The sequence below is a fragment of the Mesorhizobium sp. WSM4842 genome (assembly GCF_055901575.1).
Genome location: NZ_CM148372.1, coordinates 4,820,961 through 4,847,078, shown reverse-complemented (window position 1 = coordinate 4,847,078; position 26,118 = coordinate 4,820,961). Strand labels below are relative to the sequence as shown.

Here is a 26,118-nt window from a genome sequence, read left to right as displayed (position 1 = left end):
GGCGTCCGCCGGAATCGGCCAGACGAAGTTTTTCGCGAGACCGTGTCGGGCTGCGCGTTGCCCACTCGTCCTTGAGACGGAAACCGGCATTCAAGCCAACTCTTTAGCAAGCAAGTGAGGAGACCATCATGACGACCAAGCTCGATATCGCCCCCAGCTCGGACCGTGAACTGGTTCTTGCCCGCATCATCGATGCGCCGCGCGAGAACGTCTATCGCTGCTGGACCGAGCCGAAACTCGTAACGCAATGGTTCGCGCCAAAGCCGTGGACGACGCCGCGCGCCGAAATGGACGTGCGCACCGGCGGCTCCAGCCTGGTCGTCATGGCGGGACCCGACGGCAACGAATTCCCGAACCCCGGCATCTTCCTCGAAGTCGTGCCGGGCAGGAAGATCGTTCTCACCGACGCCTATACAAAGGCCTGGGAGCCGTCCGAAAAGCCGTTCATGACGGTCGTGCTGACTTTCGAGGATGAGGGCGAGGGCAAGACCCGCTACATCGCCCGGGTTGCGCATTGGTCCGTCACTGACCGCGAAGAGCACGAGAAGATGGGCTTTCACGAGGGCTGGGGCCAGTGCGCCGATCAGCTCGAAGAAGTTGCCAAGCGACTTTGATATCGGCGGGACGCAAGGAGACCGACATGTCCAGATCGATGTTTTTCGCCATTTTCGCCTCGGCTGCGGCGCTCTTCACTGCGCCGGGCGCCACCAAAGCCGAGGAGGCAAAGCCCGCCATGACCTCCGAAATGAAAGCAATGCCGAAGCCGGCGAAAGCCGGCCTGCTGCCGATCAACGGCCTGAATTACTATTACGCCGTCTATGGCCAGGGCGAGCCGCTGCTTCTGCTACATGGTGGGCTCGGCACGACCGACATGTTCGCGCCGATTCTGCCGAAGCTTGCCGAAAATCGCACCGTAATCGGCGTCGACCTGCATGGTCACGGCCGCACCGCGCTCGGCGACCGGCCGCTCAGCCTGGAGGCGATGGGTGACGACATGGCGGCGATCGTCAAGGCGCTCGGCTACGAGCAGGTCGATGTCATCGGTTACTCGCTGGGCGGCGGCGTTGCCTTCCGCATGGCCGTCCAGCATCCCGAAGCCGTGCGCCGGCTGGTCCTGGTCTCGACCGGCTATGCCTCGGACGGCTTCTATGCCGACATGCGCACCCAGCAGGCGCAGGTCGGCGCGGCGATGGCCGACATGATGAAGGACACGCCGATGTACAAGTCCTACGCGGCGGTTGCGCCGCATCCGCAGGACTTTCCGAAGCTGCTCGATCAACTGGGCGCCCATATGCGCAAGGACTACGACTACTCCGCCGACGTGGCGAAGCTGAAGATGCCGGTCATGCTGGTTTTTGGCGACAGCGACATGTACCGGCCCGAGCATGAGATCAAGTTCTATCAGATGCTCGGCGGCGGGCTGAAGGACGCCGGCTGGATGCGCGAGAACCTGTCGCAGAACCGCTTGGCCATCATGCCGAACCGCACCCATTACGACGTGTTCTTCGCGCCGGAACTGGTGGCTGCCGCGCTGCCCTTTCTCAATGGCGAGACCAAGGTCAAGACCTGGGACGAGATCGTCAGCGAAACGAACTGACCGCCTGACAACTGCCTGCCGGCCGTCTCCGGAGATGGCCGGCGACGCTTGTTTCACGTCACGCCTGACCAGAACAGCAGAGCGGCTGCTGAAACCGCACCGCAAGTCCCGCCGGCCGCATCACGCCAACAGATGGCGCCATCAAAGCTTTTCAATTGACGCTGCTATACCGGCAGCTACCTTGCCGCCAATCTTCAGAATGAGGGATGCAGATAATGAGGGGTGCAGATAATGAGGGGTGCAGATATGGCCGGGTATCAGGGTGGCTGCCTGTGCGGGGCGGTGCGCTATCGCACTGATGCTGCACCGATCAACGAGCGCGTCTGCCATTGCCGGCTTTGCCAGAAGGCGTTGGGCGCGGCCTTCAACGCCCGCGTGCTGTTCCGCATCGACGACGTGACGACAGAAGGACCGGTGGCGCTGGTGAATTCCTCGCCCGATCTCAAGCGCGGCTTTTGCCCGGGCTGCGGCACGACGTTGTTTTCCCGGCGCGACTCCGCCGGCATCATCGGCGTCACCTCCGGCTCGCTTGACGATCCTTCCGTGTTCAAGCCACAGATGCATATGTGGACCGCCTCGAAGCAGCCCTGGGTACAGCTCGACGACGGACTGCCGCAATATGAAGGCGCCCCACCCCCGAACTGAAGCACAGGCGAACTGAAGCACAGGCGAACCGAAGCACAGGCGAACTGAAGCACAGGGAGTGCCCAATTTTTTTTCATCCGGGACACGAGATCGCCGGCAAAGCGTCATTGGCGAGCCATCATTGCCGCCTATCTATTACGTGCGGGTCGGCAGTCGAGGAGGCGACGGATGAAGGACAGAATCAACACCCTGGATGAGCTTTTGAGCGATCCGATGGTCAAGCTCGTGATGGAGCGCGACCGCGTGCAGCCGGCCGAGCTTCGCTCGCTGCTTGAAGAAAAGGTTCGCCGGGATGATGCGCCGGTCAATCCCGTCACCGATCGCCCCGACACCGACCGCTTCGTACCGCCCGCTCACATGGTAGCCGAGAGCTGCCATAAGCTATGGCTGTGCGGCTAGGCAGCGGGCCTGCAGGCATCGGCGATCCTTCGCGCCCTCTCTGTCCTGCCGGCGTTCCAAGCAATCACCGCTGCGGCGATGAAGCCATGTATTCTGCTTGCCCTCTCGTCCTAACAATTTGATTCAAACTTTGTTGGTAATTTCTCGTTAGTAATCTGGACTGGTTTGTCCGGCGGCGTTGTCTTGCCCTCGGTCTGTTGTGTTCTGCGTACAGGTCCAGATGCGGTTTTCAGGCGTCGTCATCTTTGTGCTCGCGTCTCTGTGCCTTGCCGGCTGCACATCCACGTCCGGCGTCGACGCGTTGCAAGTGCCGTCCAGCGAGACGACCAGTTCGGTTGTGCGGCCGCCCGCGCCGGTAGCGTCGGTCGGTGCGGCCGATGCGGCACCCGACTTCGCGCAGGAAGAGGCGGGGCAGACTGTGGCTATGGCCACTCCAGAGCCTGTGGAAAGCATCGAACCACCCGCCGAGCCGATTGCCCTGGTGGCGCCGACGCGGCTGGCACAGGCAGCACCGATGCTCGCCGAGCCGGTCCAGCGCTATCGTTTTCGTGACGCCAAGCCGATCAATTTCGGCAGGGCCTCGCCCAGACACCTCGCCGTTCACGGCGTCGACGTCTCGCGCTGGCAGGGCAACGTGAACTGGGGCAAGCTGCGCGCGCAGGGCGCGAACTTCGCCTACATCAAGGCGACCGACGGCGGCGATCATCTCGACCCGATGTTCAGGAAGAACTGGCGCAATGCCGACGCCGCCGGCCTCAAGCGCGGCGCCTATCACTTCTTCTACTGGTGCCGCACGGCAGGCGAGCAGGCCGACTGGTTCATCCGCAACGTGCCGAGGGTCGAGGGCGCCTTGCCGCCGGTGATCGATGTCGAGTGGAACGGCGAATCCAGCTGCAAGCGGCGGCCGTCGCGGCAGAAGGTGCTGGAGAAGATGCAGGTCTTCATGGACAAGCTCGAGCGCCACTACGGCCAGCGGCCGATCATCTACACCGCGCCCGATTTCTACCGCGACAATCTGCGTGGCGCATTTCTGGACTATCCATTCTGGCTGCGCGCGGTGGCACAGCACCCGGCAAAGGTCTATCCCGGCCGCAAATGGGTGTTCTGGCAGTATTCCGGCTCCGGCCTGTCGCACGGGGTGAGGGGCCGCATCGACCTCAACGTGTTCCACGGCGACGAGGAAGCCTGGCGGAACTGGGTTGGTGGGCGGCAGATGGTGGCCGAGGCGGAGTAGGGCGTCCTTCCGGGGCTGGAGCTTCTTGCTGTTCGCGCCTGTGGGGGCTGATCGCGGCCGCAGAAAGCCGCCATTTGCAGGCCAGCATGAGGTGAATATCGACGGACCCTGACCGCCTGTCGCGGAAGTGTCATCGATCCGTCATCGCTTTGAAATGTGGTTCCCGCAAATCAGGTGGCTTCCATTCGAACAGGAGACGCCACCCGTGCCCCGCCATTCCGCGCTTTTCGTCCTGACGGCAGCGCTTGCTGCCTCCGTTTCGCTGCCGGCCCATGCCGACATGATGTTCAACCGGGTCGCGAGCTTCGCGGTCGCCGGAAACCTCCCGGCGGACGTCGAGAAGACCACGCCGACTTCGTCCGAGATCATCACGGCGAGCGAAGACGGCATGACGCTGGTTTATTCCGATAGCCCGCTCGGTGCGGTCGGCTTCATCGACATCGCCGATCCCAAGGCGCCCAAGGCCGGCGGCATCGCCAAGATCGACGGCGAGCCGACCTCGGTTGTGGTCATCGGCGGCAAGGTGCTGGCCGGCGTCAACACGTCTCAGAGCAAAGCCAAGCCTTCGGGCAACCTCACCGTCATCGATCTTGCCTCCAAGGCGATCGAAGGCACCTGCGACCTCGGCGGCCAGCCGGACTCACTGGCGTTCAGCAAGGACGGCAAGTTTCTGGCCATCGCCATCGAGAACGAGCGCGACGAGGATCTGAACGACGGAGAGATTCCGCAGATGCCGGCGGGCGACCTCAAGATCTTCACGCTTGCCGAAGGCCACCCTGATTGCGCGACAATGAAGACCGTCAACCTGGCGGGCATTGTCGAAGTCGCGGCGGAAGATCCGGAGCCGGAATTCGTCGCCTTCAACGAGGCCGGCGAGATAGTGGTCACGCTGCAGGAAAACAACCACATCGCCATCGTCAACGCCGAAACCGGTGCGATCGTCAAGCACTTCTCCGCAGGCTCCGTCACGCTGGACAAGATCGACACCAAGAAGAACGGCGCCTTGTCCTTCGATGGCAAAATGGAAAACGTCGCGCGCGAACCCGACGCCGTGAAATGGCTCGACAATGACCGTCTCGTCGTCGCCAACGAAGGCGACTACAAGGGCGGCTCGCGCGGCTTCACGATCTTCAGCAAGAAGGGCGAGGTTCTCTACGAATCCGGTCCGTCCTTCGAGTACGAGGTCGCCAATGCCGGCCATTATCCCGACGACCGCAACAAGAAGGGCGTCGAGCCGGAAGGTCTCGAGACCGGCACGTTCGGCGAGGACAGACTGATTTTCGTCGCTTCGGAGCGTGGCTCCGTTGTCGGCGTCTACAAGGACACGGGTGCGGAGCCTCGGTTTGTGCAGATCCTGCCGTCCGGCATCGGCCCGGAAGGCCTGGTGGCGATTCCGTCGCGCAATCTCCTGGTCACCGCCAACGAGGCCGACCTGGTCGAGGACGGGCTCGCCCGCTCGCACGTGATGGTCTACGAGCGCTCCGAGGGTCCCGCCACTTACCCGATGATCACGGCAAAGCTCACGGCAGACGGCACGCCGCTGGGCTGGGGTGCGCTTTCGGCGCTCGCGGCAGGCGACACCGCCGGCAAGCTCTTCGCAGCCTCGGACTCGTTCTACGCCAACGCGCCGTCGATCTTCGAGGTCGATGCCACGCAGACGCCGGCGCTGATCACCGGCAAGACCATCGTCACGCGTGGCGGCCATCCTGCACAGAAGCTCGATATCGAAGGCATTGTCGCCGACGGTGAAGGCGGCTTCTGGCTGGCCAATGAAGGCGATCCGGCAAAGCTCGTCCCGCACGCCATCCTGCGCGTCGACGGCAAGGGCGAGATCAAGCAGGAAATCGGCTTCCCGACAGAATTGCTCGCTCATCAGAGCCGCTTCGGCCTCGAAGGCATCACCACCATTGGCGAGGGCGACGACCTGACGCTGGTGATGGCGGTGCAGCGCGAATGGGCCGACGATCCGAAGGGCCAGGTCAAGCTTTTGGCCTACAAGCCGCAGGCCAAGGAATGGTCGGCAGTGCGCTATCCGCTCGAAGCGACCGAAGCTGGCTGGATGGGGCTGTCGGAGATCACCGCGCATGACGGCAAGCTCTACATCCTCGAACGCGACAACCAGATTGGCGACCTGGCCAAGGTGAAGCGCATCTATTCGGTGGCGCTCGACGCCTTCAAACCGGCCAAGCTCGGTGGCGAACTGCCGTTGGTCGAAAAGACGCTGGTGCGCGACATCGTCGGCGACCTGAAATCAGCCACCAACGGCTATGTCATCGACAAGGTCGAAGGTTTCACCATCGACAAGAACGGCGATATCTTCGTCGCCACCGACAATGACGGCGTCGACGATTCTTCCGGCGAAACGCTGTTTTTACGCTTGGGCAACATCAGCGCCGTGAACTGAGGGTGTTATATGGAGCGTCCCCCTCATCCGTCCGCTTCACGGCCACCTTCTCCCCGCTGGGGAGAAGAGGCTGGCATCAACGCTGGCGAACTCCTCTCCCCTTGGGGAGAGGTCGGATTGCCCCGAATTGCCCTTCGCAATTTGGTTGGCAATCCGGGTGAGGGGGCACTTCCGCGAAGCCGGGCGTGGCACGGTCGCTTAGCCAGCGCGCGACGTCTTCCCTGACGGGACATAGACAGGTCTTCGCTGCGGCTGGTTTCGTCGGTGGCATCCGCGGCCGTTTCCACAAGACCCAAGCCGCAGCACATCGGTTGCGGCGTAGCTAGGGCACCTCTACATATTCCGCCAGGCTGACCCCTTTGGGCACATCCAGCCCATCGGCATGCAAGCCTTCGATATGAAAGCGTATTGCGTCGCGAATTTCGGTTTCCACGTCAGGAACCGACGCGCCGGTCGCGATGCAGCCGGGCAGGTCCGGCACGTACGCGGAAAAATTGTTTCCGGCTTTTTCGATCACCACCGCGTAGCGCATGTCATCACTCCTTTAAACCGGACTGCTTGAGGATGCTATTCAGTGTTCCCGGTGCAACCTCTTCAGACGGCTTGCCGGCCACCGTGACGCGGCCGGCTTTGATTTCATGCTTAATATTGGCGATGACTGCCTTTGGTTGCAACCAGATACCAGCTGTCGGTTTCCAGCAGGCGAATGACTTCGCGGACCGTAAGCCGAGGTGGCATCGGTCCTCAGCTGCACCCGCTCGTAGCCCCGCAAGTGTCGCACTTCTCGCACGTGCCGTTCCGCACCATCGTAAAATTGTGGCATTCCGAGCATTCGTTGCCGGTGTAGCCCTGCATCAAGGATTGCTGACGCCTTGTAGCGGCAAGCGCTTTCGCCTCGGCCGCCTCCTGCGCGGCGGCATCGGTGAACAGGCCCGAAGCCTCTTCGGCTTCCTCGTAGACGATATCCTCGACCAGTTCCCTGGCCCGCTCCTCATAGTCACGCTTATAGGCGATCGCTTCGTCGCTGGCCGGCTTCAGCGCCAGCACATTGGAGCCTGAGAACGCCGTCGGCGCCGAGCGAGTGGGGGCGGGAGAGGGACTTGAACCGCCAAACCCCTTAGGGTCGGCGCTCATTCCCGACACCAGTTTGACCGGCGAGACGCCGCGCGTCAGCCCCTTCGAGAACGGCGTCGCCTTGCCTTCGTTGATGCCGCGGCCAAGTGCGGTCTTGTCGAAATCCGACTGGTCGACATGAGCGAGGTCGTGGCGTTCGAGATAGGAAACCGCAAGTTCGCGGAACACATAGTCGAGGATCGACGTGGCGTTCTTGATGGCGTCGTTGCCCTGCACCATGCCGGCAGGTTCGAACTTGGTGAAGGTGAAGGCTTCGACATATTCCTCGAGCGGCACGCCATATTGCAGGCCGAGCGAAATGGCGATGGCGAAGTTGTTCATCATCGCCCGGAAGGCGGCACCTTCCTTGTGCATGTCGATGAAGATTTCGCCAAGACGACCGTCATCGAATTCGCCGGTGCGCAGATAGACCTTGTGGCCGCCGACGACCGCTTTCTGGGTATAGCCTTTGCGGCGGTTCGGCAGCTTTTCGCGGTCGCGATAGAGGCGTTCGACGACGCGTTCGACGATCTTTTCAGTCACCTGCACGGCGCGCTGTGAAGCCGGTGCCGCAATCAGCTGCTCGACGGCCTCGTCCTCGTCGTCTTCGACGTCGGCAAGCAGTGAGGCGTTGAGCGGCTGGGAAAGTTTCGAGCCGTCGCGATAGAGCGCGTTGGCCTTCAGCGCCAGCTTCCACGACAGCATGTAGGCGCCCTTGGCGTCTTCCACCGTCGCATCGTTCGGCATGTTGATGGTCTTGGAGATGGCGCCGGAGATAAAGGGCTGGGCCGCCGCCATCATCTGGATATGGCTGTTGATCGACAGCGAACGCTTGCCGATCTTGCCGCACGGGCTGGCGCAGTCGAACACGGGCAGGTGTTCGGCCTTCAGGAACGGCGCGCCTTCCAGCGTCATTGCACCGCAGACATGGATGTTGGCGGCCTCGATGTCCTTCTTCGAGAAGCCGAGCGCCGGCAGCATCTCGAACGAGAAATCGTTGAGCTGCTCGTCGGTGAAGCCAAAGGTCTCCTTCACCCAGTCGGCACCCAGCGTCCACTGGTTGAAGACGAACTTGATGTCGAAGGCCGATTTCAACGCTGCGTTGAGTGCCGCGATCTTGTCGTCGGTAAAACCCTTTGCCTTGAGCGAGCCGGGGTTGACGGCGGGCGCCTGGTTGACGTTGCCGTGGCCGACAGCATAGGCCTCGATCTCGGCGATCTGGCTTTCCGAATAGCCGAGCGTGCGCAGCGCTTCCGGAACGGCGCGGTTGATGATCTTGAAATAGCCGCCGCCGGCCAGCTTCTTGAACTTGACCAGCGCGAAGTCGGGCTCGATGCCGGTGGTGTCGCAATCCATGACCAGGCCGATCGTGCCGGTCGGCGCGATCACCGTCGCCTGCGCATTGCGGTAGCCATGCTCCTCGCCGAGCTCGATGGCGCGATCCCAGGCAGCCTTGGCGTGGGCGGCAAGCTCCGGCTGCTTCAGGTCGGAGGCGACCAGCGGCACCGGGTTGACGGCGAGTTTCTCGTAGCCGTCCTTGTCGCCACAGGCAGCGCGGCGATGGTTGCGCATGACGCGCAGCATGTTCTGCGCATTGCGGTCGTAATCGGGGAAGGCGCCGAGCTCGGCGGCCATTTCGGCCGAGGTGGCATAGGCCGTGCCGGTCATAACAGCGGTGAGTGCTGCGCAGATGGCGCGGCCCTCGTCGGAATCATAGGGAATGCCTGATGTCATCAGCAGGCCGCCAATATTGGCGTAGCCGAGGCCGAGCGTGCGGTATTCGTAGGAGAGCTTGGCGATCTCCTTCGACGGGAACTGCGCCATCATGACGGAAATTTCCAGCACCATGGTCCACAGCCGAACCGTGTGCTCGTAGGCGGCGATATCGATGCTGCCGTCCGCGTTGCGATAGGGCAGCAGATTGATCGACGCCAGATTGCAGGCGGTGTCGTCGAGGAACATGTATTCCGAGCACGGGTTAGACGCCCGGATCGCGCCGGCCGCGGCGCAGGTGTGCCAGTCGTTCATCGTCGTGTTGAAGTGCAGGCCCGGATCGGCCGACGCCCAGGCGGCATAGCCGATCTTTTCCCACAAATCCCGGGCCTTCAGCGTCTTCAGCACCTTGCCGTCCTTGCGGGCGGTGAGGTGCCAGTCGGCATCCTCTTCGACGGCGCGCAGGAAATCGTCTTTCAGCGAGACCGAATTGTTGGAGTTCTGGCCCGAAACGGTGAGGTAGGCGTCCGAATCCCAGTCGGTGTCGTAGGTCTTGAACGACATCGAGGTGTAGCCCTGCTTGGCGAACTGGATGACGCGGTAGATGTAGTTCTCCGGCACGCCGTCCTTCTTGGCTGCCTTGATCTCGCGCTTCAGCGCGGTGTTGATCGCCGGGTCGAAGCAATCGTCGTCCTGGCCTTCGCAGTTGATGCAGGCCTTCATGATCGCTTCGAGGTGCTTCTTCACGATCTTCGAGCCGGTGACCAGCGAGGCGACCTTCTGCTCCTCATTGACCTTCCAGTCGATGAATTCCTCGATATCGGGATGGTCGGCGTCGACGATGACCATCTTTGCGGCGCGGCGCGTCGTGCCGCCCGACTTGATGGCGCCCGCCGCGCGGTCGCCGATCTTGAGGAAGCTCATCAGGCCGGACGAGCGGCCGCCGCCGGACAGTTTTTCGCCTTCGCCGCGCAGGAACGAGAAATTGGAGCCGGTGCCGGAGCCGTATTTGAACAGGCGCGCTTCACGCACCCACAGGTCCATGATGCCGCCTTCGTTGACGAGATCGTCCTGCACGCCCTGGATGAAGCAGGCATGCGGCTGCGGATGCTCGTAGGAAGATTTCGACTTGGTCAGCTTGCCGGTGAACGGGTCGACATAGAAATGGCCCTGGCTCGGGCCGTCGATGCCATAGGCCCAGTGCAGGCCGGTGTTGAACCATTGCGGCGAGTTCGGCGCGACGCGCTGGGTGGCCAGCATATAGGCGAGCTCGTCGCGGAAGGCGCGCGCGTCTTCCTCCGACTTGAAGTAGCCGCCCTTCCAGCCCCAATAGGTCCAAGTGCCGGCGAGGCGGTCGAAGACCTGGCGGGCGTCGATCTCGGAGCCGTAGCGCTCAGCCTCGGGCAGTTTTGCCAGTTCGGCCTCGTCGGCGACGGAGCGCCACAAGAAGGAGGGGACGTCATTCTCCTCGACCCTCTTCAGCCGCGCCGGCACACCGGCCTTGCGGAAGTATTTCTGCGCCAGGATGTCGGCGGCAACCTGGCTGAACTGCGCCGGCACATCGATGTTGTCCAAGCGGAACACCACCGAGCCATCCGGATTCTTGATCTCCGAAAGCGCCTTGCGGAATTCGATCTCCGCATAAGCCGACTGCCCTTGCTTGGTGAAACGACGCTCGATGCGCATTGGTCCTATCCCTTTGTGTGTCTACATATAGCGCATTTCCCGGGGGATTTCTGCCCCATTGCGAAACGCGCATGTCCGCCGTCTGCCGGCGTTCGAAAACGGCCGGCTCCTTTTCACAGGCTCCGCCCGCCCTGCTGGTCGAACTCCTTGCGAAGTAGCCGTCCAACGCGCTGGCGAACCCTGCGGGTCCCTCAAAACTGAAGTTTTTTCGATTCCCTCAATCGAGGGAAGCTCACACTATCTAGCGCCGAACCTACCTGCAAACACTAAATATAGTGTTAACAGACAATTTATTCCAGTCCGACACTTTTCCCTTTCGTCCCCAAAGACCCCACAATCCCAACGCTTCCGCCGGCCTCGTAAACAGGCGGAAATGCGGCCAAAACGCACATAATCCGGGAAAAAGACCGGGCTCAGAACTTTCCGGTCGCACTCTCAACAGGAGCGCATCGCCTATAAAAGGCGACTCGTTTTGCGCCGTCAAGGATTCGTTTGTGCCGCTTTTGTGACCCCAACATCTTGTGTGTCACATATGTGGATAACGGGGATAGAAAGTGGCCCAGGGAATTTCGATTTGCCCACGCGCGGGCAATCGGCCGCGACAACGCATGCCAAAGCTGGAGTGGCCAAATCGATTCTCTTCGCCAAACAACATCGCCGGTGATGCGCGGCAGGTGCGCGGCTTTGGCCGGTGCGCCTATGCTTGCTCAGGAGAACTGGTGCGGGTCGGCACAGAAATAGGCGATGATCTGGCCAAGGTCCGGCTCGTTGACCATGCGCACGGCCTCGGCGGGGCTGACCCATTTACGGGTGCGCGACCGCTTTTCCTTCCATCGGTCGGCGATCTTGTCGACCTGCAGCGGAAATACCAGGACTTCGCAAGGCACTTCCTCGCCGGAAGCCAATCCCTTGGCATAGAAGTAGCGGCCGGCTTCGTGGTGGGAGACCGTGCCGCGCAGTCCGGCTTCCTCGCCGGCCTCGCGCGCCGCCGCTTCGCAAAGCAGTTCCTTGGCCTCAGGCCAGCCCTTGGGAAGCACCCAGCGGCCGGTATCGCGGCTGGTGATCAGCATGATCTCGACGCCATGCCCGGTATCGCGCCAGGGCAATGCTGCAACCTGCAGGCGGCACGGCGCTGTGCCGAAGAGCCGCTGGACCCTTTCGGCCAAATGGTTGTGCGTTACTGGCGTCGTCAACATCGGAGAAGCTTGCCCCAGCCTCCAGAATCACTTGCCGTCTCGTGAATCTTACGGCTAATCATAAGCAATAAAAGTAAAAAACCTCATACGAACGGGTTAACCACGCCACCAGGCGTCGATTCAGGAAATATCGTGCGCTGCGGCGCTCTTTCAAGAAGTGCTCGCCGGTGCTCTCCGAAGGAACGGCTTGCGCGAATCAGCCGGCGTGGTCGTCAGCGATCGGCTTCTGGTAGGTGAAGCCCATATCCCACGGAAAATAGATCCAGGTGTCCTGGCTGACTTCAGTGACGAAGGTGTCGACCAGCGGCCTGCCTTTCGGCTTGGCGTAGACGGTGGCGAAATGCGCCTTGGGCATCATGGCGCGCACGATGCCCGCGGTCTTGCCGGTGTCGGTGAGGTCGTCGATGATCAGCACGCCGGCGCCGTCATCGGCGAGCAGTGCCGGCGTGACCTCCTTCAGCACCTGCAGCTGCCCCTGGCTGGCGTAGTCGTGATAGGAGGCGACGCAAACCGTCTCAATAACCCGGATGCCGAGTTCACGCGAGATGATAGCGGCCGGAACCAGGCCGCCGCGCGTGATGCAGACGATCGCTTTCCATTGGCCTTTGTTGGCGCCGGCAAGCCGCCAGGCGAGTGCACGCGCGTCGCGGTGGAACTGATCCCAGGAAACGGGAAAGGCCTTTTCGGGAAGGGACATTTTTCTGCGCACTCCGCAGCGCGCGAAAAACCGCGCGCAGACACTTGAAGGAATGCGTGCGGAATTAACTGGAAAGCCTTGGCCTTGGCAAGGGCGGCGGCAGGCGATCCCTGTGGACCTGGTCCTTGTGGACTTACCGTGACAGGAAAGCTGCCACGGGCAGGGTGCGCAGCACCGTGCGGGTGACCCCGCCGAACAGCAGCTGGCGCAGCCAGGAATGGCTGTAGGCGCCAAGTACGAGCAGGTCGGCGCCGGTTTCGGCGACCCTGGTCTGGATCACCTCGTCGACCGAGTGGCCGCCCGATTGCAGCACCGAGACGCTGACGGTGGCGCCGTGCCTGGACAGGGCGGCGGCGATTTCGGCGCCGGCCGCCTCAGGGGCCTCGTCGAGCGTATCCGGCGGGTCGATGACGACAATATCGGTCTTCTCGGCCTCGGTGATGAAGGGCAGGGCGTCGAAGGCGGCGCGCGCGGCTTCCTTGCTGCCGTTCCAGGCAAGCAGCACGTGCTTGAAGCTGGTGATGAGTGGGCCTGAGTGCGGCACGACCAGCACCGGCCGGCCGGCGTCATAGACCAGCGTGTCGACATCGGCGCTCGGATCGCCGCCCGACTCGCGCTGCGCGGCGATGATCAGGTCCGCAGTGCGGACGGTTGGGATGCCGGTCAGCGCGCTGTCTCCGGAAAAGCTCTCGAGACTGCGCCACTCGAAGGACAGGCCGGAATCCTCGATATGCCTGAGGAAGACCGCCCGCAATTTTTCGGCACGCTCCTTGTTCATGTCGGCCGAAACCTGCAGGAATTCGGTGTCGGGAAAGCCGGTCGCCGAGGTGTAGGGGACGGGAAGCGCTTCGGCATGAATGCCGATGAGATGGCTCTCGAACCTGTCGGCAAGCGGAATGGCGCATTCGAGCACGCGCTCCGCGTCCTGTTCGTTCTGCAGTATGGCGACGATGGTCTTGAATCGCATGGTAACCCCTCATTTTACGGCGATCGAAACTCGCCCGCATGAAACGTTACAGCACCACGCTTGGTTCCGGCTAATGCATGTCGCCCAAAGGCATGCCCTCGGGCTTGAACCGAGGGTGCGCAGCGGTTGGGATAACGACATGCATAAAAACAAGAACCTAAAGCGCGTCGAATGAATCCTTTCAGACGCGATGCGCTTTAGATCAGCTGGCCGCGCTGGTGAGGCCTGCGACCATCGCCTCGACATCGGCGCGGGCGGCGTCCAGCGCGTCCTGGCTGCGGGCACGAACGACCAGCTCGGTCCAGAACTTGCCGTCGCCATATTTCGGGTAGGAGCCGATAATCGTATCCGGATGCGCCCTCTGGATGTCACCCAGCGGTCCGCCGACCAGGCCTTCGCCGAACGGACAGTGCACCGTGGCCGACAGCATTTTGGTGCCGGCCTTCAGCGTCGGCACCACATTGTCGAGCATGGCCTGGAAAATCGCCGGCACGCCGGCCATGACATGGACGTTGCCGATGCGGAAGCCGGGCGCGATGGACACAGGATTGTCGATATGGTCGGCACCGCGCGGCATCCGCGCCATGCGCTTGCGCGCCTCGGTATATTCGATGCCGCGCGCGGCGTAGCTCGCTTCCAGCATGGCATGGGCCTTGGCGTCGTATTCGCAAGGCACGCCGAAGGCCTTGGCAATGGCATCCGCGGTGATGTCGTCATGCGTCGGACCGATGCCGCCGGTCGTGAAGACGTAGGTATAGCGGGCACGCAGGGCATTTACTGCGGCGACGATCTCGTCTTCCTCGTCGGGAACGATGCGCACCTCCTTCAGGTCGATGCCGATCACCGTCATGATATCGGCGAGGTGGCCGATATTCTTGTCCTTGGTGCGGCCGGACAGAATCTCGTCGCCGATGACCAGCATGGCGGCGGTGACGATTTCAGGCATGGGAGGCTCCGGCAAAAAGTCAGTTGAGATAACGCGGCGGATGGTTGGCGGCAATGCCCGTATTGATAACGCTGCTGCAGCAGAGCAATCGCATCAGGTCGGCTTCGCCCCTCATTGCCCTGCCGGGCATTTCTCCCCGTATAGTGACGGGGAGAAAGACGCCTTCGCAAAGGATTTCGCCAATCTCCAGGGTTGCAGTAGGGGGTGCCGAGATTGCGGCCAGCACCTTCTCCCCGTCACTATACGGGGAGAAGGTGCCGGCAGGCGGATGAGGGGCGGCGCCGACTTCGACAATTGGCCGAGCACCTGCTTTTGTCTGAAGAGATTGCGCTGGCTGCCGCAGCCTAGCAGGAACGCGTCAATGCCTTCAGGCGCATCGCCGACCGCGAGACTGTCACAGGCGCTATTCCTTCACCGCACCGGTCATCGAGGAAACGTAGTGCTCGACAAAGAACGAATAAAGCACGACCACCGGCAGCGAGCCGATCAGGGCTCCGGCCATCAGCGCTCCCCATTCATAGACGTCGGAGCGGACAAGCTCCGTGAGCACCCCGACCGGCACAGTCTTGTTTTCGGACGACTGGATGAACGTCAGGGCATAGATGAATTCGTTCCATGACAGGGTGAATGCGAATATGCCGGCGGAAATCAGGCCGGGCACCGACAGCGGCAGCACGATCTTGGTGAGGATCTGCCACCGGCTCGCCCCGTCAATGAGCGCGCATTCTTCCAGTTCGAACGGGATGGAGCGGAAGTAACCCATCAGCAGCCACGTGCAGAAGGGTACCAGGAAAGTCGGGTAAGTAAGAATGAGCGCGAAGGGTGTGTCGTAGAGCCCAAGGTTGAACACCATCACCGACAGCGGGATGAACAGGATCGACGGCGGCACGAGATAGGCGAGGAAGATCGCGAGCCCGACCTGCCGCGCCCCCGAAAACCTCAGCCGTTCGATCGCATAGGCCGCGAACACCGCAGCCAGCAGCGACAGGAAAGTGGCGGCAGTTGAGATGATGATCGTGTTGAGCAGCCAGCCCGGATAGGACGTGTCGAACAAGAGATAGCGGATGTGCTCGAATGTCGGATGCACGACCCATAACGGATTGAAATTGGCGTAGTCGGTCATCTCGAGATTGGGCTTAATCGCCGTGATCGTCATCCAGTAGAACGGGAACAACAGCACGATGACGAACACCAGTAACGGCAGATAGACCGTCACCACGCGCCGCGGCAGGCTCTGAAGGTAGCCCATGCCGCCTTCGTCGAGTTCCGGACGTTTCGTTTTTTTTATCGTGGCCATGTCAGTCTCCGCCGCCTTGCTGCCATTTGCGGCGTTGCAGGCCGAAATAGCTGAACAGGATCGCCGCAAGCAGGAACGGGATCATGGCGACCGCGATGGCGGCGCCCTCGCCAAGCTGGCCTCCCGAAATGCCGCGCTGAAACGACAATGTCGCCATCAAATGGGTGGCATTGACCGGTCCGCCGCGGGTCAGCACATAGATCAGCTGGAAATCGGTGAAGGTGAACAGCACCGAGAACGTCATGGTGATGGCGATGATCGGCGTCAGCAGCGGCAGCGTCACAAAACGGAACAGTTGCCAGCGGCTGGCGCCGTCGAGCGTGGCGGCCTCATAAAGCGACTGCGGAATCGTCTGCAAGCCGGCCAGCAGCGTGATCGCCACGAACGGGATGCCGCGCCAGATATTGGCGGCGATGACCGAAGCGCGCGCGTTCACCGGATCGCCGAGGAAATTGATCCGATGGTCGATCAGGCCCATTTCCATAAGCGCCCAGGACAGGATGGAGAACTGCGAATCGTATATCCACCAGAAGGCGATGGCCGACAGCACCGTCGGCACCACCCACGGCAGAAGGACGATCGCGCGGAAGAACGATTTGAAGGGAAGGTTCTGATTGAGGATAAGCGCCAGCCAGAGGCCGAGCGCGAACTTCAGGATCGAGGCGCTTATCGTGTAGAGCAAGGTGTTGAAGACGGAGAGCCAGAAGACCGCGTCATCCGACAAATATTGGTAGTTTTCGATGCCTATGAAGATACCGGGGCGGCCGATTCGGGCATCCGTAAAGCCGAGCCAGATGCCGAGCCCCAGCGGATAGGTGAGGAAGACCAGCAGCAGCGCTGCCGCCGGCAGCATGAAGCCGAAGCCAAGCGCGTTCCGGCTGTCGGCCAGGAGCGACAGGCTCCGCGACAGGATCGACGGACGCGGCTGAACGGCAGCGGACGACACGGCCATAGGACGGCTCCTCATAAGTCTGCTGGCATGGTGGCCTGAGTGGCCGCCACACGATTTCAGGAACCAGACCGGGCAGCGCGGTCGCGGCTGCCCGGCTCGGCTGTGATCAAACGCGATAGTACCGGTTGGCGCGTTTCTCCGCCTCTTCCATCGCCTCCTGCGCCGTCGCCTGGCCGGTCACCGCCTTGGCGAACATGTCGACCAGGACATAGTCGGCCATGGTCGCCGCCGAAGCGTAGCCGAGCGGCCCGGCATAACCGTTGGGACGCAGCGTCGCCGAGGCTTTGGCGTAAGCGGCGTTGTTCGGGTCGGCCGTCCACACAGGATTGTTCTCGAAGGCTTTGAGTGTCTGGCAGCAATAGCCGGCCGAGGAGGTGATCCACTCTGCCATTTGCTGTTCCTCGAACATGAACTGCAGATAGGCCTTGGCCGCGTTGGGGTAGGGCGTGTAGTCGAAGATCACGGCCGTGGTCACCTGGAACAGCTCGACGGATTTTCCGACAGGACCGATCGGCAGGCTGGTCGTGCGCATGTCCTTGGCGATTTCAGCCAGTTTCGGATCATTGTCCTTGTTGGTCTTGGCCGTGTTATACACGGAAATGCCGTTGGCGATGACGCTGAGTTCGCCGGCCAGGAAGGCGCGGTTGTTGTTCACGTCGAGCCAGCTTTCGGTGCCGGGGATAAAGGTCTTGTAGAGTTCCTGCGCGTATTCGATCGCCTTGAGCGTCTCGGGGCTGTTGATCGTCACCTTTCCGCTCTCGTCGACCATCTGGCCGCCATGGCTCCACAGCAGCCAGTGAGCATAGTTGTTGCCGTCGCCGACGCCATGGCCGTGCGTGAAACCGGCCGGATGGCCCTTCGCCTGCAAGGCCTTGCAAAGCTCGAGGAAGCTCGCCGTGTCCTTCGGAAACTCCGAGAAGCCAGCCTCCTTCACCCAGCTTTCCCGATAGACGATGGCATTGCCGATGGTGGCCAGGGGCAGGCCGAGGAATTTCCCCTCCCGCGTCGCATATTGCTTTGGTCCGTCGTGCCAGCCGCCGTATTTCGTGCCGAGATACTCACCCAGTTCCGTCACGTCGTGCAGCTTGTCGGGGTACTGATGCGGGTCGTCGAACCAGACCAACATGAGATCTGGGCCGGAGCCGACATTGGCGGCGACCGCCGCCTTGGGGCGGATGTCCTCCCAGCTTTCCTTGTCGACGCGGACCTCGACGCCTGTCGCCTCGGTGAACCGCTTGGTGTTGGCCAGCCATTGATCCTCATCGCCCTGTACGAAGGGCGACCAGCGCAGCATCCGCAGCTTTGCGCCGTCCTCGGGCTTGTATGTCAACCCCTCCTGGGCAAAGGCGGAAGAGCCGACGAACCGGCTTCCCAAGGCTCCCGCCGCCACGCCGGCGGTCGTGCGGATCACGTCACGTCTGGTGAATTTCATGCTCGTCTCCTCCTGTTTATGTCCTTGCCGTGGTTCTTACTGCCGGGTGCGCATGTCGAAGCGCTGCCCGGTTTCGCCATGAAAAAGATGGATGAGGCCGGGCTCGGCCGTAAGCCGTACGGTCTCGCCCGGCGTGAAGGAATGGCGCTCGCGGAAATTGGCGACGATCTCTTCGCCGCCGGCCGTCCGGCCGATGAGCTGCACTTCCGATCCGGTCGGCTCGACCACCGCGACGGTGACCGGAATACCCTGGTCATCGGACAGCTGCAGATGCTCGGGCCGTATCCCCAGCACCACCTGTTCGCCGCTGCCGATCGAAGGTACTGCGGCCAGCGGCAGGGAAATTCCGCCGGAGCCGCGAAAAGACGGTGAGCCGCCATCAGTTGCGATTTCGCCCCTCAGCATGTTCATGGCGGGCGAGCCGATAAAGCTGGCGACGAAGAGATTGTTCGGCCGGTCGTAGAGTTCCAATGGCGGCCCGATCTGCTCGACGATGCCGTCATGCATGACCACGATCTTGTCGGCCATGGTCATCGCCTCGATCTGGTCGTGGGTGACATAGACCGTCGTGGTCTTCAGCCGCTGGTGCAGTTCCTTGATCTCGGCGCGCATCTGCACCCTGAGCTTGGCGTCGAGATTGGACAGCGGCTCGTCGAACAGGAAGACCGCCGGATCACGCACGATCGCCCGGCCCATGGCGACGCGCTGGCGCTGGCCGCCGGAAAGCTGCCGGGGATAGCGCTCCAGCAATGGCACCAGCCCCAGGATTTCGGCGGCGCGCTTAACGCTGGCAGCGCTTTCGGCTTTCGAAACACCCTTAAGCATGAGCGAGAACGCCATGTTCTCGGCGACGGTCATGTGCGGGTAGAGCGCGTAGTTCTGGAAGACCATGGCGACGTCGCGTTCTTTTGGCGCAACATTGTTGACGACACGCTCGCCAATCGCGATCTGGCCGCGCGAAATCTTTTCCAGGCCGGCGATCATCCTGAGAAGGGTCGATTTTCCGCAGCCCGACGGACCTACCAGCGTGACGAATTCGCCGTCATCTATGTCGACGCTGACGCCGTGCAGAATCTCGACGGTTCCGAATGATTTGTAGACATCGCCAATTGCGACAGACGCCATCGATTTCCTCCCGAATGCTTCCTGCGACGTCTTCGAAGGAAACCGCTTTCCTAACTGGCCGCGGCAGCTCCCAAGTTCCTCCCTGGTCACGCGCGATGATGAAACGGTAGCGCTACCAAGGCTGCCTGTAAAGCGGCTGCGCCGCGAGCACTCTTCTTTGTTGCTCTTGATCGTGAGCGTTCCCAGCGGAACTGAAATTCGCCACGTCCGGGATCATAGCAAGAGCATGACTTGTCAAGCCCCAGCTCTTAAAACCAGAGATGCGAGAAGCCATCAGCAACGACACCAGCCTAGTCGGAAACTTCGGTTTGCGGGCGGTCCCGGCCGTCGGCGAGCTCGTCGTGCCATTTGCCGTCGGCATCCTCGTACTGGATACCGTCCGTGGTGCCGGCGACCTGCTGTTCGGCCGAGGCGATCTCGGCTGCCCGCAGCGCGTCCTCGTGGGTGGGGAACGTCTCCGAAAATGTCTCGCCGACCTTGTAGGCCCAGCCCCCGTCATGCTCGACGATCTTGTAGGTCAGCTTCGCCATGAAATCCTCCAGTGGAAAAAGCTCCGTCTGCTCAATGCAGTTTGCCTTGGGGCAGTTTGCCTTGGGGCAATCTCTCGTCGGGAACCAGCACGTCCGATTCTTTCGCGGCCTCGACCAATGCCCGGCGCGCATCCGCTGTCGAACGATAACCTTCCAGCACTTTTAGGCAAGTGTCGAGAGCATCGCGATGCCGGGGACCACGATTGAGTGGCCAGACCGTCATCAGGCACTCCGCTGCTTCCTGGGTGCTGCGGATCTCACGGTATTTGCCGACATGGCCAAGTTCGACCACGACCGGCTTTTCAAAGGGCTTGTTGTCCATCATCGCCGCCAACGCGGAGCGGCCGATTTGGTTGCACGCCCCTCCGCGTAAAGGTCTCAAGGGTCGCGGGGTCGCGGTCATCGGCGCTGCAGCCATTGGAAATGGCCGCTCAGCCCGCCGCCTTCATCCAGTGCTGCATCGTCGTCACCGAGCGGGCAAGCTGCGGCGCCGGGTGGATCGTCTCGCCGAAGGTGGCCGCGGCGCGCCACGCCCAGCGCGGGTCAGCGAGGAAGGCGCGGGCCAGAGCCACCATGTCGGCACGGCCCTCAGCAACGATCGCCTCGGCCTGCTTCGGGTCGTCGATCAGGCCGACGGCCCGCGTCGGGATGCCGGCGCCGTTGCGCACGGCTTCCGCCAGATGCACCTGGTAGCCCCGGCCCGTCGGCAGCTTCTGCAGGGGCGAATTGCCGCCGCTCGAGCAGCAGAGATAGGCGACGCCCGCTGCCTTCAGCGCCTTGGCCACTTCGATCGCGTCCTCGACATCGAAGCCGCCATCGACCCATTCCTTGACCGACAGGCGCGCCCCAAGCATCAGCTTGGGCACTGCCTTCCTCACCGCCCTGGCGATCTCGATGACAAAACGCATGCGGTTTTCCAGCGAGCCGCCCCAGCGGTCGGTGCGCTGGTTGGAAAGCGGCGACAGGAACTGGAAGATCAGATAGCCGTGTGCCGCGTGCAATTCGATGAAATCGAAGCCGGCCCGCTCGGCCCGCCTTGCCGCCTCGGCGAAGCGTTCGATGATCTGCAGGATCTCTTCATCCTCCAGCGCCCGCGGCACCTGCCAGCCGGTGTCGTAGGCGATGGCCGAGGCAGACACGATCGGCCACGGGTCCTGATCGGCCTTCAGCGGCCCGCCGCCTTCCCAAGGTTTTTGGTTGGAGGCCTTGCGGCCGGCATGGGCAAGCTGCGTGCCGAACCTGGTGCCGGGCGCGGCGACGCGCCTGGCGGCATCCAGCGCACGCCGGGCGGCGGCCTCGTTGTCGTCGGAATAAAGGCCGAGGCAGCCATGCGAGATGCGGCCGCGCCGCTCGACGTCGGTCATCTCGACGGTGACCATGCCGGCGCCGGACATCGCCAGGTTCATCCAGTGGTACAGGTGCCAGTCGCTGGCCGAACCGTCTTCGGCGGAATATTGGCACATCGGCGCCACCGCGATGCGGTTGAGGAAGGTGAGGCCGTCAAGCGTGATCGGATGGAAGAGGGATGTGGTCATCAAAAAGACTCCGGGAGGGGCTGTCGCTATTTAGGCAATGGATTGCGCCCGCGCCATACACGAGGCGGTGAAGCGCTCTGGACCAGTTGGTCAGCAAATGATGCCGCCCAGTCCGGAACAGCCGCCGTCGGCGAAGCTGCCGATCTCCCACTCGAGGGGGAGATCGAACGGCACGCCGGCCTTCGCCAATCTCAAGTCCTGCAACCTGAAGCGGTTGCCCCGGTCACCTCCCGGCTGCCGTTGCTATCGGGATTGCGCGAAGTCCGATTCGCGACTACCCCTCGCGCGGCAGCACGGAGTTCATCATGGAAGACCGCATTCGCATCCGTTCGGAAGAAGTCCTTTCCGACGACTGGGCCGTCCTGAAAAAGACCGTCCTCGATTATCGCCGGCGTGACGGGCAATGGGAGACGCAGATCCGCCAGACCTACGATCGCGGCGACGGCGCGGTGATCCTGCCTTACGACCCCGAGCGCTCGACGGTTCTGCTCGTGCGGCAGTTCCGCTACCCAGCTTACGTCACCGGCCACCGCGAGCCGCTGATCGAGGCATGCGCCGGCCTGCTCGATGAACACGACCCCGAAACCTGCATCCGCAAGGAGGCGGAAGAGGAACTCGGCTACCACCTGAAGGACGTCGAACGGCTGTATTCGCCTTATATGAGCCCTGGCAGCGTGACCGAGCGGCTCTGGTTCTTCGTCGCGCGCTATTCGCCGACCGACCGCATCTCCGACGGCGGCGGCGCGCCGGACGAAGGCGAAGACATCGAGGTCCTGGAAATGCCGCTGGACGAAGCACTGGCCGGCATTTACGACGGCCGCATCATCGACGCCAAGACGATCATCCTGATCCAGCATCTGAAGCTGAACCCGATCCGGGTGTGAGGGCTTTAATTCCTTTCAGTAACGGGCTGAGATGCAACTGGAGGGGAGCAGATCCATGATTGTCAAAAACTTGTCGAAGTTGTTCGGCGCGACCTCGATGGCTGTCTTTCTCCTGGCATCGACTACCCCATCACACGCTGAATCCTAGACGGATCCGAGCTCGTCGGGATCGAGCACTGGGGTTACAGAACGGCTCAATGGTGTATGAGGAAGGCGCCGGCGGATTGGGAACCTATGCCAGCGGGCCACAGGCAAGCCGCAGAGCGCGCCTGGCAGGAATGGCGAGCAAAGCAGCAGCCGGCAGAGTCGCGCGCTGGCGAACGCTCCTACCTAAGCTGCTAGGCCAAGGTCTTAGATGCTGAGGCAAAGGTCTGATCGGCCCTGTTTGGTCCATCCGAAGCCGCGTGAGAGGACGATTAGAACTCCAGATCGCTACTGGCAATGACGAGCGTGGGAGCAAGCGCGCCGGCACCACAACCACGCCCTCGAATACCCCTCCGACGCGGGACGAGGCACGGAATTTGCGACTGCATCATCATATCAGGAAGAGGAGTCAAAATGATGCGTCAAGATGGAACAACAGCGCGAAAAGCAGCAACACGGTGCGTGCCAGAATGGCGCCTCAACAAGAGAACGTTTGAGGTTCCGTACCTCATGAAGCTCGGCAACATTGGCCGCCAGGAAGCGCTGGCTTTGATCGCCAAGCATAATGGGGACAGGGACGAAATCACTGCCGAGCTGTTTTCGCAGAGAGGTCGATCACAATAGCTTACACAATAGGGTTGGACCCATGACCCACCGGGCGTTCGCCGAGAGACTCGAGGATGCTGCCGCGCATATTTCGGAGGTCTCGCGCGCGGACCTGCAAGTCATGTTGATGAACGCAGCCTTGCGGCTGAGGAACACCTCGGGCTTTGCCTTGGAAGCCGAGGTTGACGAGGCGATCGACTTGTTGGCAGCGCAGTTGAAGCTGTCGCGGCCTGAAGTGTTGCAAACGATCGTGCGAGATTGGTTGGTCATTGCCGGCCGGCTGGGTGCCGATACCTTTGATGAGGAGAGCGAGACTGAGGGAATGGCCTAGGCTCGGAACGCGTCGCTGACTCTATCGCCACTCTTCGAGCCCCGGCAACTTCGCGCGCTTCGATCAGCCGGCGGGACCGGCAAAACGCGCCGCGGTCACAGGCGGGCGCCAGGACGCCAAGCGCTTCGCCGGTGTAGGGAGAAATCTGCCAGCCGAAACACACGCTCAGCGCGCGCTCACGCGCCGCGCGGAGGCCGGCCCCGGGCCGCGCATATAGTAGAGCTCTGGCCGGTAACGCGGTGCAACGAATTCGCGAAAGGCTGATGCCAACCGCGTGATCAAAGCCCAATGTTCCATGACCCAAACTTTCCCTTTCAGGAATGCTATGCGCGACCACATCCAGGGGCTCGCGTCCATCGAGGCGCTCCCTATGACCTTGTGTCGGCCGGCGGACATGATGGCAAAGTCCGCGACGCCGACGCCGATACGGTCTCGGGTGATGGACCGCTTGAACAAAACACCGAGTCGGATTGGGCCGCAGTCAGAAATCCCCATGAGGTCTCGGACGACAAGAGAGCCAGCCCTAGGGCCGCGGCCAAGAACACTGCGGGAAGGCCGAACAGAAGCTTGCGCGACATCATTGTCCCAACCTCACACGCCGGTGTTGATATGGAACAGGTCTTTGCGCCCGGCATGCCTGACGCTACGGGGGCAAGAACCGTGCCACGCTTGCCCCGCGCACGATTTCCCGCCGGACTAATCTTAGCCGATGCCGCCTAAGCCGGGGCACGTAGGCGTCCTGTAATGGGTCAATACGCCTTGGCACCGCGATTGCATGGTCAGCTACGCCGGGTGTTGGGACCGGCATTGGGGCGATGGGGGCCTCGCCGCTTCGCGAATGGAGCGGCGAGGTTTTTCATTCAGCCATCAGCCTCTAAGGCGGCTCGACAGCCGATCCGGAGTGACGAGAGGCCGCCAAGATAATCCTGCACATCGATCCTAAGAAAAGACCCCGAGCGGGGGCGGGCTGTCTTCCCCGAGTTCTCCCGCTACCGGTTGACCAGCCACAGAATAATCGAGAGCACGATGCTGATCAGGATCCCGGTGGCGATCGGAAAATAGAACGTGAAGTTCTCACGCTCGATCACGATGTCACCAGGCAGTCGGCCAAGGCCGATCCGTAACAACCACGGCCACAATAGGCCCACCGCAACTATGATGAGACCAACGACAATCAGGGTTCGCGACATGGGGCTGCGTCATGCCAGAAACAATTAGCGCGGGGACAGAGCACTAGCAGAATCCCGTTATGTTCACTGAAACAAAAGCCAAGGATCGGGCCGTTTGCAATCTGACGTCCCACACTCTGGCGACTCCAGTAGACCCTCCCGCTGCCGGCGGGCTTTTTGTTCCGCCTGAGGGACATTTCTGCCGCCGCGCTGTGGCCAGCGCGGCGGCAGAGTGAAGGTCTTCGAAAAGAGCACGGGCGAGCCGCCCTTCAGTGGTGATGGGCGGAAACCTTCTTGACGTATTCGGACACCAGTTCCGTCGGTGCCGACTGACTGACGTCGCCGACGCTAAGGATGCCGACCATCCGCATATTCTTGTTGATCACCGGCAACCTGCGGATTTTCAGTTCTTCCATGTGCCGTACGGCCTTGGCCAGATCGTCGTCTTCGCGGCAGCAGTGAATGCCGGCCGTCATGACATCGCGTGCCGTTGCGGTGCGGCTGTCGAAACCATCCTCCGCCAGTCCTTTGCAGACAATATCGCGGTCGGTCACCATTCCGATCAGTCGGTCGTTCTCTCCGATGGGAATCGACCCGATATCCTGGGCTCGCATCATTTTCGCCAGTTCGGTTACAGCGATTTCGGGGCTGACCCAGTCGACACCCTTATGCATTGCGTCTTTGACTTTCATGGCGGACCTCCCTTGCTGGGGTTGGAGAATGTCCCTCTGTCCCATGTTACCGCGGACGGGGCTTGGCTGCCAGAGTTCGTTCCTCCTGCCGACAGAATAGCGAGTACGAACGAATGTTCCGCTTGGCATTTCAGCAAGAGCTAACGGAACGGAAACGGCTCTCCGCTATTAAATCAAATTCGAGTTTTGCGTGGGGCGTTCCGATGAGTAAGCGCGCCGGGGACCGGCTGGAGTTTATCGAGCCGTTACTGCCGACCCTGGTCGAGAAGCCGCCCGAGGGAGGCGACTGGATCCACGAGGTCAAATGAGGCCTTCCTCTCGATCGCTGCCGATGTAAGGCGCCTTGCCGCGGCGGAGGCGACGTCATGAGCGAGCAACGCCGATGTCGGACGCGCCTGTGATGTATGCGCGATAATCCGCGTCTGCGAACTGGCGGTCGAACAAGCCCGCTGCCTCACGGCGGCGGGGCTTTTTCATTGCCTTCCGGCTACCCCTACGGCTATCCAGAGTCGACTTTTCCAGGGTATCCGCGAGATCCTAAAAAACCAGATTATCATTTGATTTCAATATGGTGCGGACGACGGGAGTCGAACCCGTACGATCAGAGATCGAGGGATTTTAAGTCCCTTGCGTCTACCAATTCCGCCACGTCCGCAGGCCAGTCCTTTTCAGACGCCAGCCAAAGGCCGTCAAGCCATCTTCTGCCATCGAAAAATCTGATCCTGGAAGCACGCCTTTGTCGCTGCGCTGCAAACACCCCTCCACTTCGTCATCCCAGGGCGGAGCAAGGAGCGAAGCGACGGGGCGCAGACCCTGGGATCCTC

The 26,118-nt window shown here is 61.9% G+C and carries 25 protein-coding genes and 1 tRNA gene; 9 read left to right on the top strand and 17 right to left on the bottom strand.

The window, feature by feature from the left end:
* Nucleotides 1–128 precede the first annotated feature (128 nt).
* The 6 genes from AC0NIE_RS23575 (at nt 129) to AC0NIE_RS23550 (ending at nt 6,279) form a co-directional block, all read left to right on the top strand.
* A complete protein-coding gene (locus tag AC0NIE_RS23575; RefSeq protein ID WP_473487941.1) occupies nt 129–614 on the top strand; it encodes an SRPBCC family protein in 486 nt (161 codons plus the stop codon).
* A 26-nt stretch (nt 615–640) separates the two neighbouring features.
* Nucleotides 641–1,597 (top strand): alpha/beta fold hydrolase, encoded by a 957-nt coding sequence (locus tag AC0NIE_RS23570; protein WP_473487942.1) that lies wholly within the window; start codon nt 641–643, stop codon nt 1,595–1,597.
* 246 nt (nt 1,598–1,843) lie between these two features.
* Nucleotides 1,844–2,242 carry a GFA family protein gene (locus AC0NIE_RS23565; protein ID WP_473487943.1) on the top strand — a complete coding sequence of 133 codons (399 nt, stop codon included), beginning with the start codon at nt 1,844–1,846 and terminating at the stop codon, nt 2,240–2,242.
* Nucleotides 2,243–2,410: 168 nt separating this feature from the next.
* Nucleotides 2,411–2,641: a hypothetical protein gene (locus AC0NIE_RS23560; RefSeq protein ID WP_473487944.1), complete on the top strand. Its 231-nt coding sequence runs from the start codon at nt 2,411–2,413 to the stop codon at nt 2,639–2,641.
* A 220-nt stretch (nt 2,642–2,861) separates the two neighbouring features.
* Nucleotides 2,862–3,875: a glycoside hydrolase family 25 protein gene (locus AC0NIE_RS23555; RefSeq protein WP_473487945.1), complete on the top strand. Its 1,014-nt coding sequence runs from the start codon at nt 2,862–2,864 to the stop codon at nt 3,873–3,875.
* A gap of 205 nt (nt 3,876–4,080) precedes the next feature.
* Entirely contained in the window at nt 4,081–6,279 is a 2,199-nt protein-coding gene (locus tag AC0NIE_RS23550) for an esterase-like activity of phytase family protein (protein ID WP_473487946.1), read from the top strand.
* A 322-nt stretch (nt 6,280–6,601) separates the two neighbouring features.
* Here the strand turns inward: AC0NIE_RS23550 and AC0NIE_RS23545 are convergent, their stop codons facing one another.
* The 14 genes from AC0NIE_RS23545 to AC0NIE_RS23480 all read right to left on the bottom strand — a co-directional run bounded on the left by AC0NIE_RS23545 (nt 6,602) and on the right by AC0NIE_RS23480 (nt 21,468).
* Nucleotides 6,602–6,811, bottom strand: coding sequence for a type II toxin-antitoxin system HicB family antitoxin (locus AC0NIE_RS23545; protein ID WP_473487947.1), 210 nt, complete (start codon nt 6,809–6,811; stop codon nt 6,602–6,604).
* A gap of 4 nt (nt 6,812–6,815) precedes the next feature.
* On the bottom strand, nt 6,816–6,893 hold the full coding sequence (locus AC0NIE_RS23540; protein WP_245265364.1) for a type II toxin-antitoxin system HicA family toxin: 78 nt from the start codon (nt 6,891–6,893) through the stop codon (nt 6,816–6,818).
* A 130-nt stretch (nt 6,894–7,023) separates the two neighbouring features.
* Nucleotides 7,024–10,791 carry a vitamin B12-dependent ribonucleotide reductase gene (locus AC0NIE_RS23535; RefSeq protein WP_473487948.1) on the bottom strand — a complete coding sequence of 1,256 codons (3,768 nt, stop codon included), beginning with the start codon at nt 10,789–10,791 and terminating at the stop codon, nt 7,024–7,026.
* Nucleotides 10,792–11,498: 707 nt separating this feature from the next.
* On the bottom strand, nt 11,499–11,987 hold the full coding sequence (locus AC0NIE_RS23530) for an NUDIX hydrolase (protein WP_473487949.1): 489 nt from the start codon (nt 11,985–11,987) through the stop codon (nt 11,499–11,501).
* A gap of 196 nt (nt 11,988–12,183) precedes the next feature.
* Complete coding sequence (gene gpt / locus AC0NIE_RS23525) at nt 12,184–12,684, bottom strand: xanthine phosphoribosyltransferase (protein ID WP_023798205.1); 501 nt, start codon at nt 12,682–12,684, stop codon at nt 12,184–12,186.
* A 133-nt stretch (nt 12,685–12,817) separates the two neighbouring features.
* Nucleotides 12,818–13,651: a universal stress protein gene (locus AC0NIE_RS23520; protein ID WP_473487950.1), complete on the bottom strand. Its 834-nt coding sequence runs from the start codon at nt 13,649–13,651 to the stop codon at nt 12,818–12,820.
* A 202-nt stretch (nt 13,652–13,853) separates the two neighbouring features.
* Nucleotides 13,854–14,597 (bottom strand): competence/damage-inducible protein A, encoded by a 744-nt coding sequence (locus tag AC0NIE_RS23515; protein ID WP_473487951.1) that lies wholly within the window; start codon nt 14,595–14,597, stop codon nt 13,854–13,856.
* Nucleotides 14,598–15,000: 403 nt separating this feature from the next.
* Entirely contained in the window at nt 15,001–15,894 is an 894-nt protein-coding gene (locus tag AC0NIE_RS23510; protein WP_095491989.1) for a carbohydrate ABC transporter permease, read from the bottom strand.
* Nucleotide 15,895: 1 nt separating this feature from the next.
* Nucleotides 15,896–16,747 (bottom strand): carbohydrate ABC transporter permease, encoded by an 852-nt coding sequence (locus AC0NIE_RS23505; protein ID WP_374120408.1) that lies wholly within the window; start codon nt 16,745–16,747, stop codon nt 15,896–15,898.
* 205 nt (nt 16,748–16,952) lie between these two features.
* Nucleotides 16,953–18,278 carry an ABC transporter substrate-binding protein gene (locus AC0NIE_RS23500; protein ID WP_123149946.1) on the bottom strand — a complete coding sequence of 442 codons (1,326 nt, stop codon included), beginning with the start codon at nt 18,276–18,278 and terminating at the stop codon, nt 16,953–16,955.
* A gap of 36 nt (nt 18,279–18,314) precedes the next feature.
* Nucleotides 18,315–19,403 carry an ABC transporter ATP-binding protein gene (locus tag AC0NIE_RS23495; RefSeq protein WP_192360645.1) on the bottom strand — a complete coding sequence of 363 codons (1,089 nt, stop codon included), beginning with the start codon at nt 19,401–19,403 and terminating at the stop codon, nt 18,315–18,317.
* A gap of 290 nt (nt 19,404–19,693) precedes the next feature.
* Nucleotides 19,694–19,933 (bottom strand): DUF2188 domain-containing protein, encoded by a 240-nt coding sequence (locus tag AC0NIE_RS23490; RefSeq protein ID WP_077371423.1) that lies wholly within the window; start codon nt 19,931–19,933, stop codon nt 19,694–19,696.
* A gap of 31 nt (nt 19,934–19,964) precedes the next feature.
* Nucleotides 19,965–20,258, bottom strand: coding sequence for a DUF982 domain-containing protein (locus AC0NIE_RS23485; protein ID WP_123149945.1), 294 nt, complete (start codon nt 20,256–20,258; stop codon nt 19,965–19,967).
* 106 nt (nt 20,259–20,364) lie between these two features.
* On the bottom strand, nt 20,365–21,468 hold the full coding sequence (locus AC0NIE_RS23480; protein ID WP_473487952.1) for an NADH:flavin oxidoreductase/NADH oxidase: 1,104 nt from the start codon (nt 21,466–21,468) through the stop codon (nt 20,365–20,367).
* A gap of 305 nt (nt 21,469–21,773) precedes the next feature.
* On the opposite strand from AC0NIE_RS23480, the gene AC0NIE_RS23475 reads away from it, so the two are divergent.
* The 3 genes from AC0NIE_RS23475 (at nt 21,774) to AC0NIE_RS23465 (ending at nt 23,433) form a co-directional block, all read left to right on the top strand.
* Nucleotides 21,774–22,352: an NUDIX domain-containing protein gene (locus AC0NIE_RS23475; RefSeq protein ID WP_473487953.1), complete on the top strand. Its 579-nt coding sequence runs from the start codon at nt 21,774–21,776 to the stop codon at nt 22,350–22,352.
* A 558-nt stretch (nt 22,353–22,910) separates the two neighbouring features.
* Nucleotides 22,911–23,120, top strand: coding sequence for a hypothetical protein (locus AC0NIE_RS23470; protein ID WP_473487954.1), 210 nt, complete (start codon nt 22,911–22,913; stop codon nt 23,118–23,120).
* A gap of 22 nt (nt 23,121–23,142) precedes the next feature.
* Entirely contained in the window at nt 23,143–23,433 is a 291-nt protein-coding gene (locus AC0NIE_RS23465) for a hypothetical protein (protein ID WP_473487955.1), read from the top strand.
* 989 nt (nt 23,434–24,422) lie between these two features.
* Here the strand turns inward: AC0NIE_RS23465 and AC0NIE_RS23460 are convergent.
* The 3 genes from AC0NIE_RS23460 to AC0NIE_RS23450 all read right to left on the bottom strand — a co-directional run bounded on the left by AC0NIE_RS23460 (nt 24,423) and on the right by AC0NIE_RS23450 (nt 25,949).
* Entirely contained in the window at nt 24,423–24,623 is a 201-nt protein-coding gene (locus tag AC0NIE_RS23460) for a DUF2905 domain-containing protein (RefSeq protein WP_473487956.1), read from the bottom strand.
* Between the two features lie 248 nt (nt 24,624–24,871).
* Nucleotides 24,872–25,294 (bottom strand): CBS domain-containing protein, encoded by a 423-nt coding sequence (locus tag AC0NIE_RS23455; protein WP_135934866.1) that lies wholly within the window; start codon nt 25,292–25,294, stop codon nt 24,872–24,874.
* 569 nt (nt 25,295–25,863) lie between these two features.
* Nucleotides 25,864–25,949 (bottom strand) — tRNA-Leu (locus AC0NIE_RS23450).
* Nucleotides 25,950–26,118: the final 169 nt, after the last annotated feature.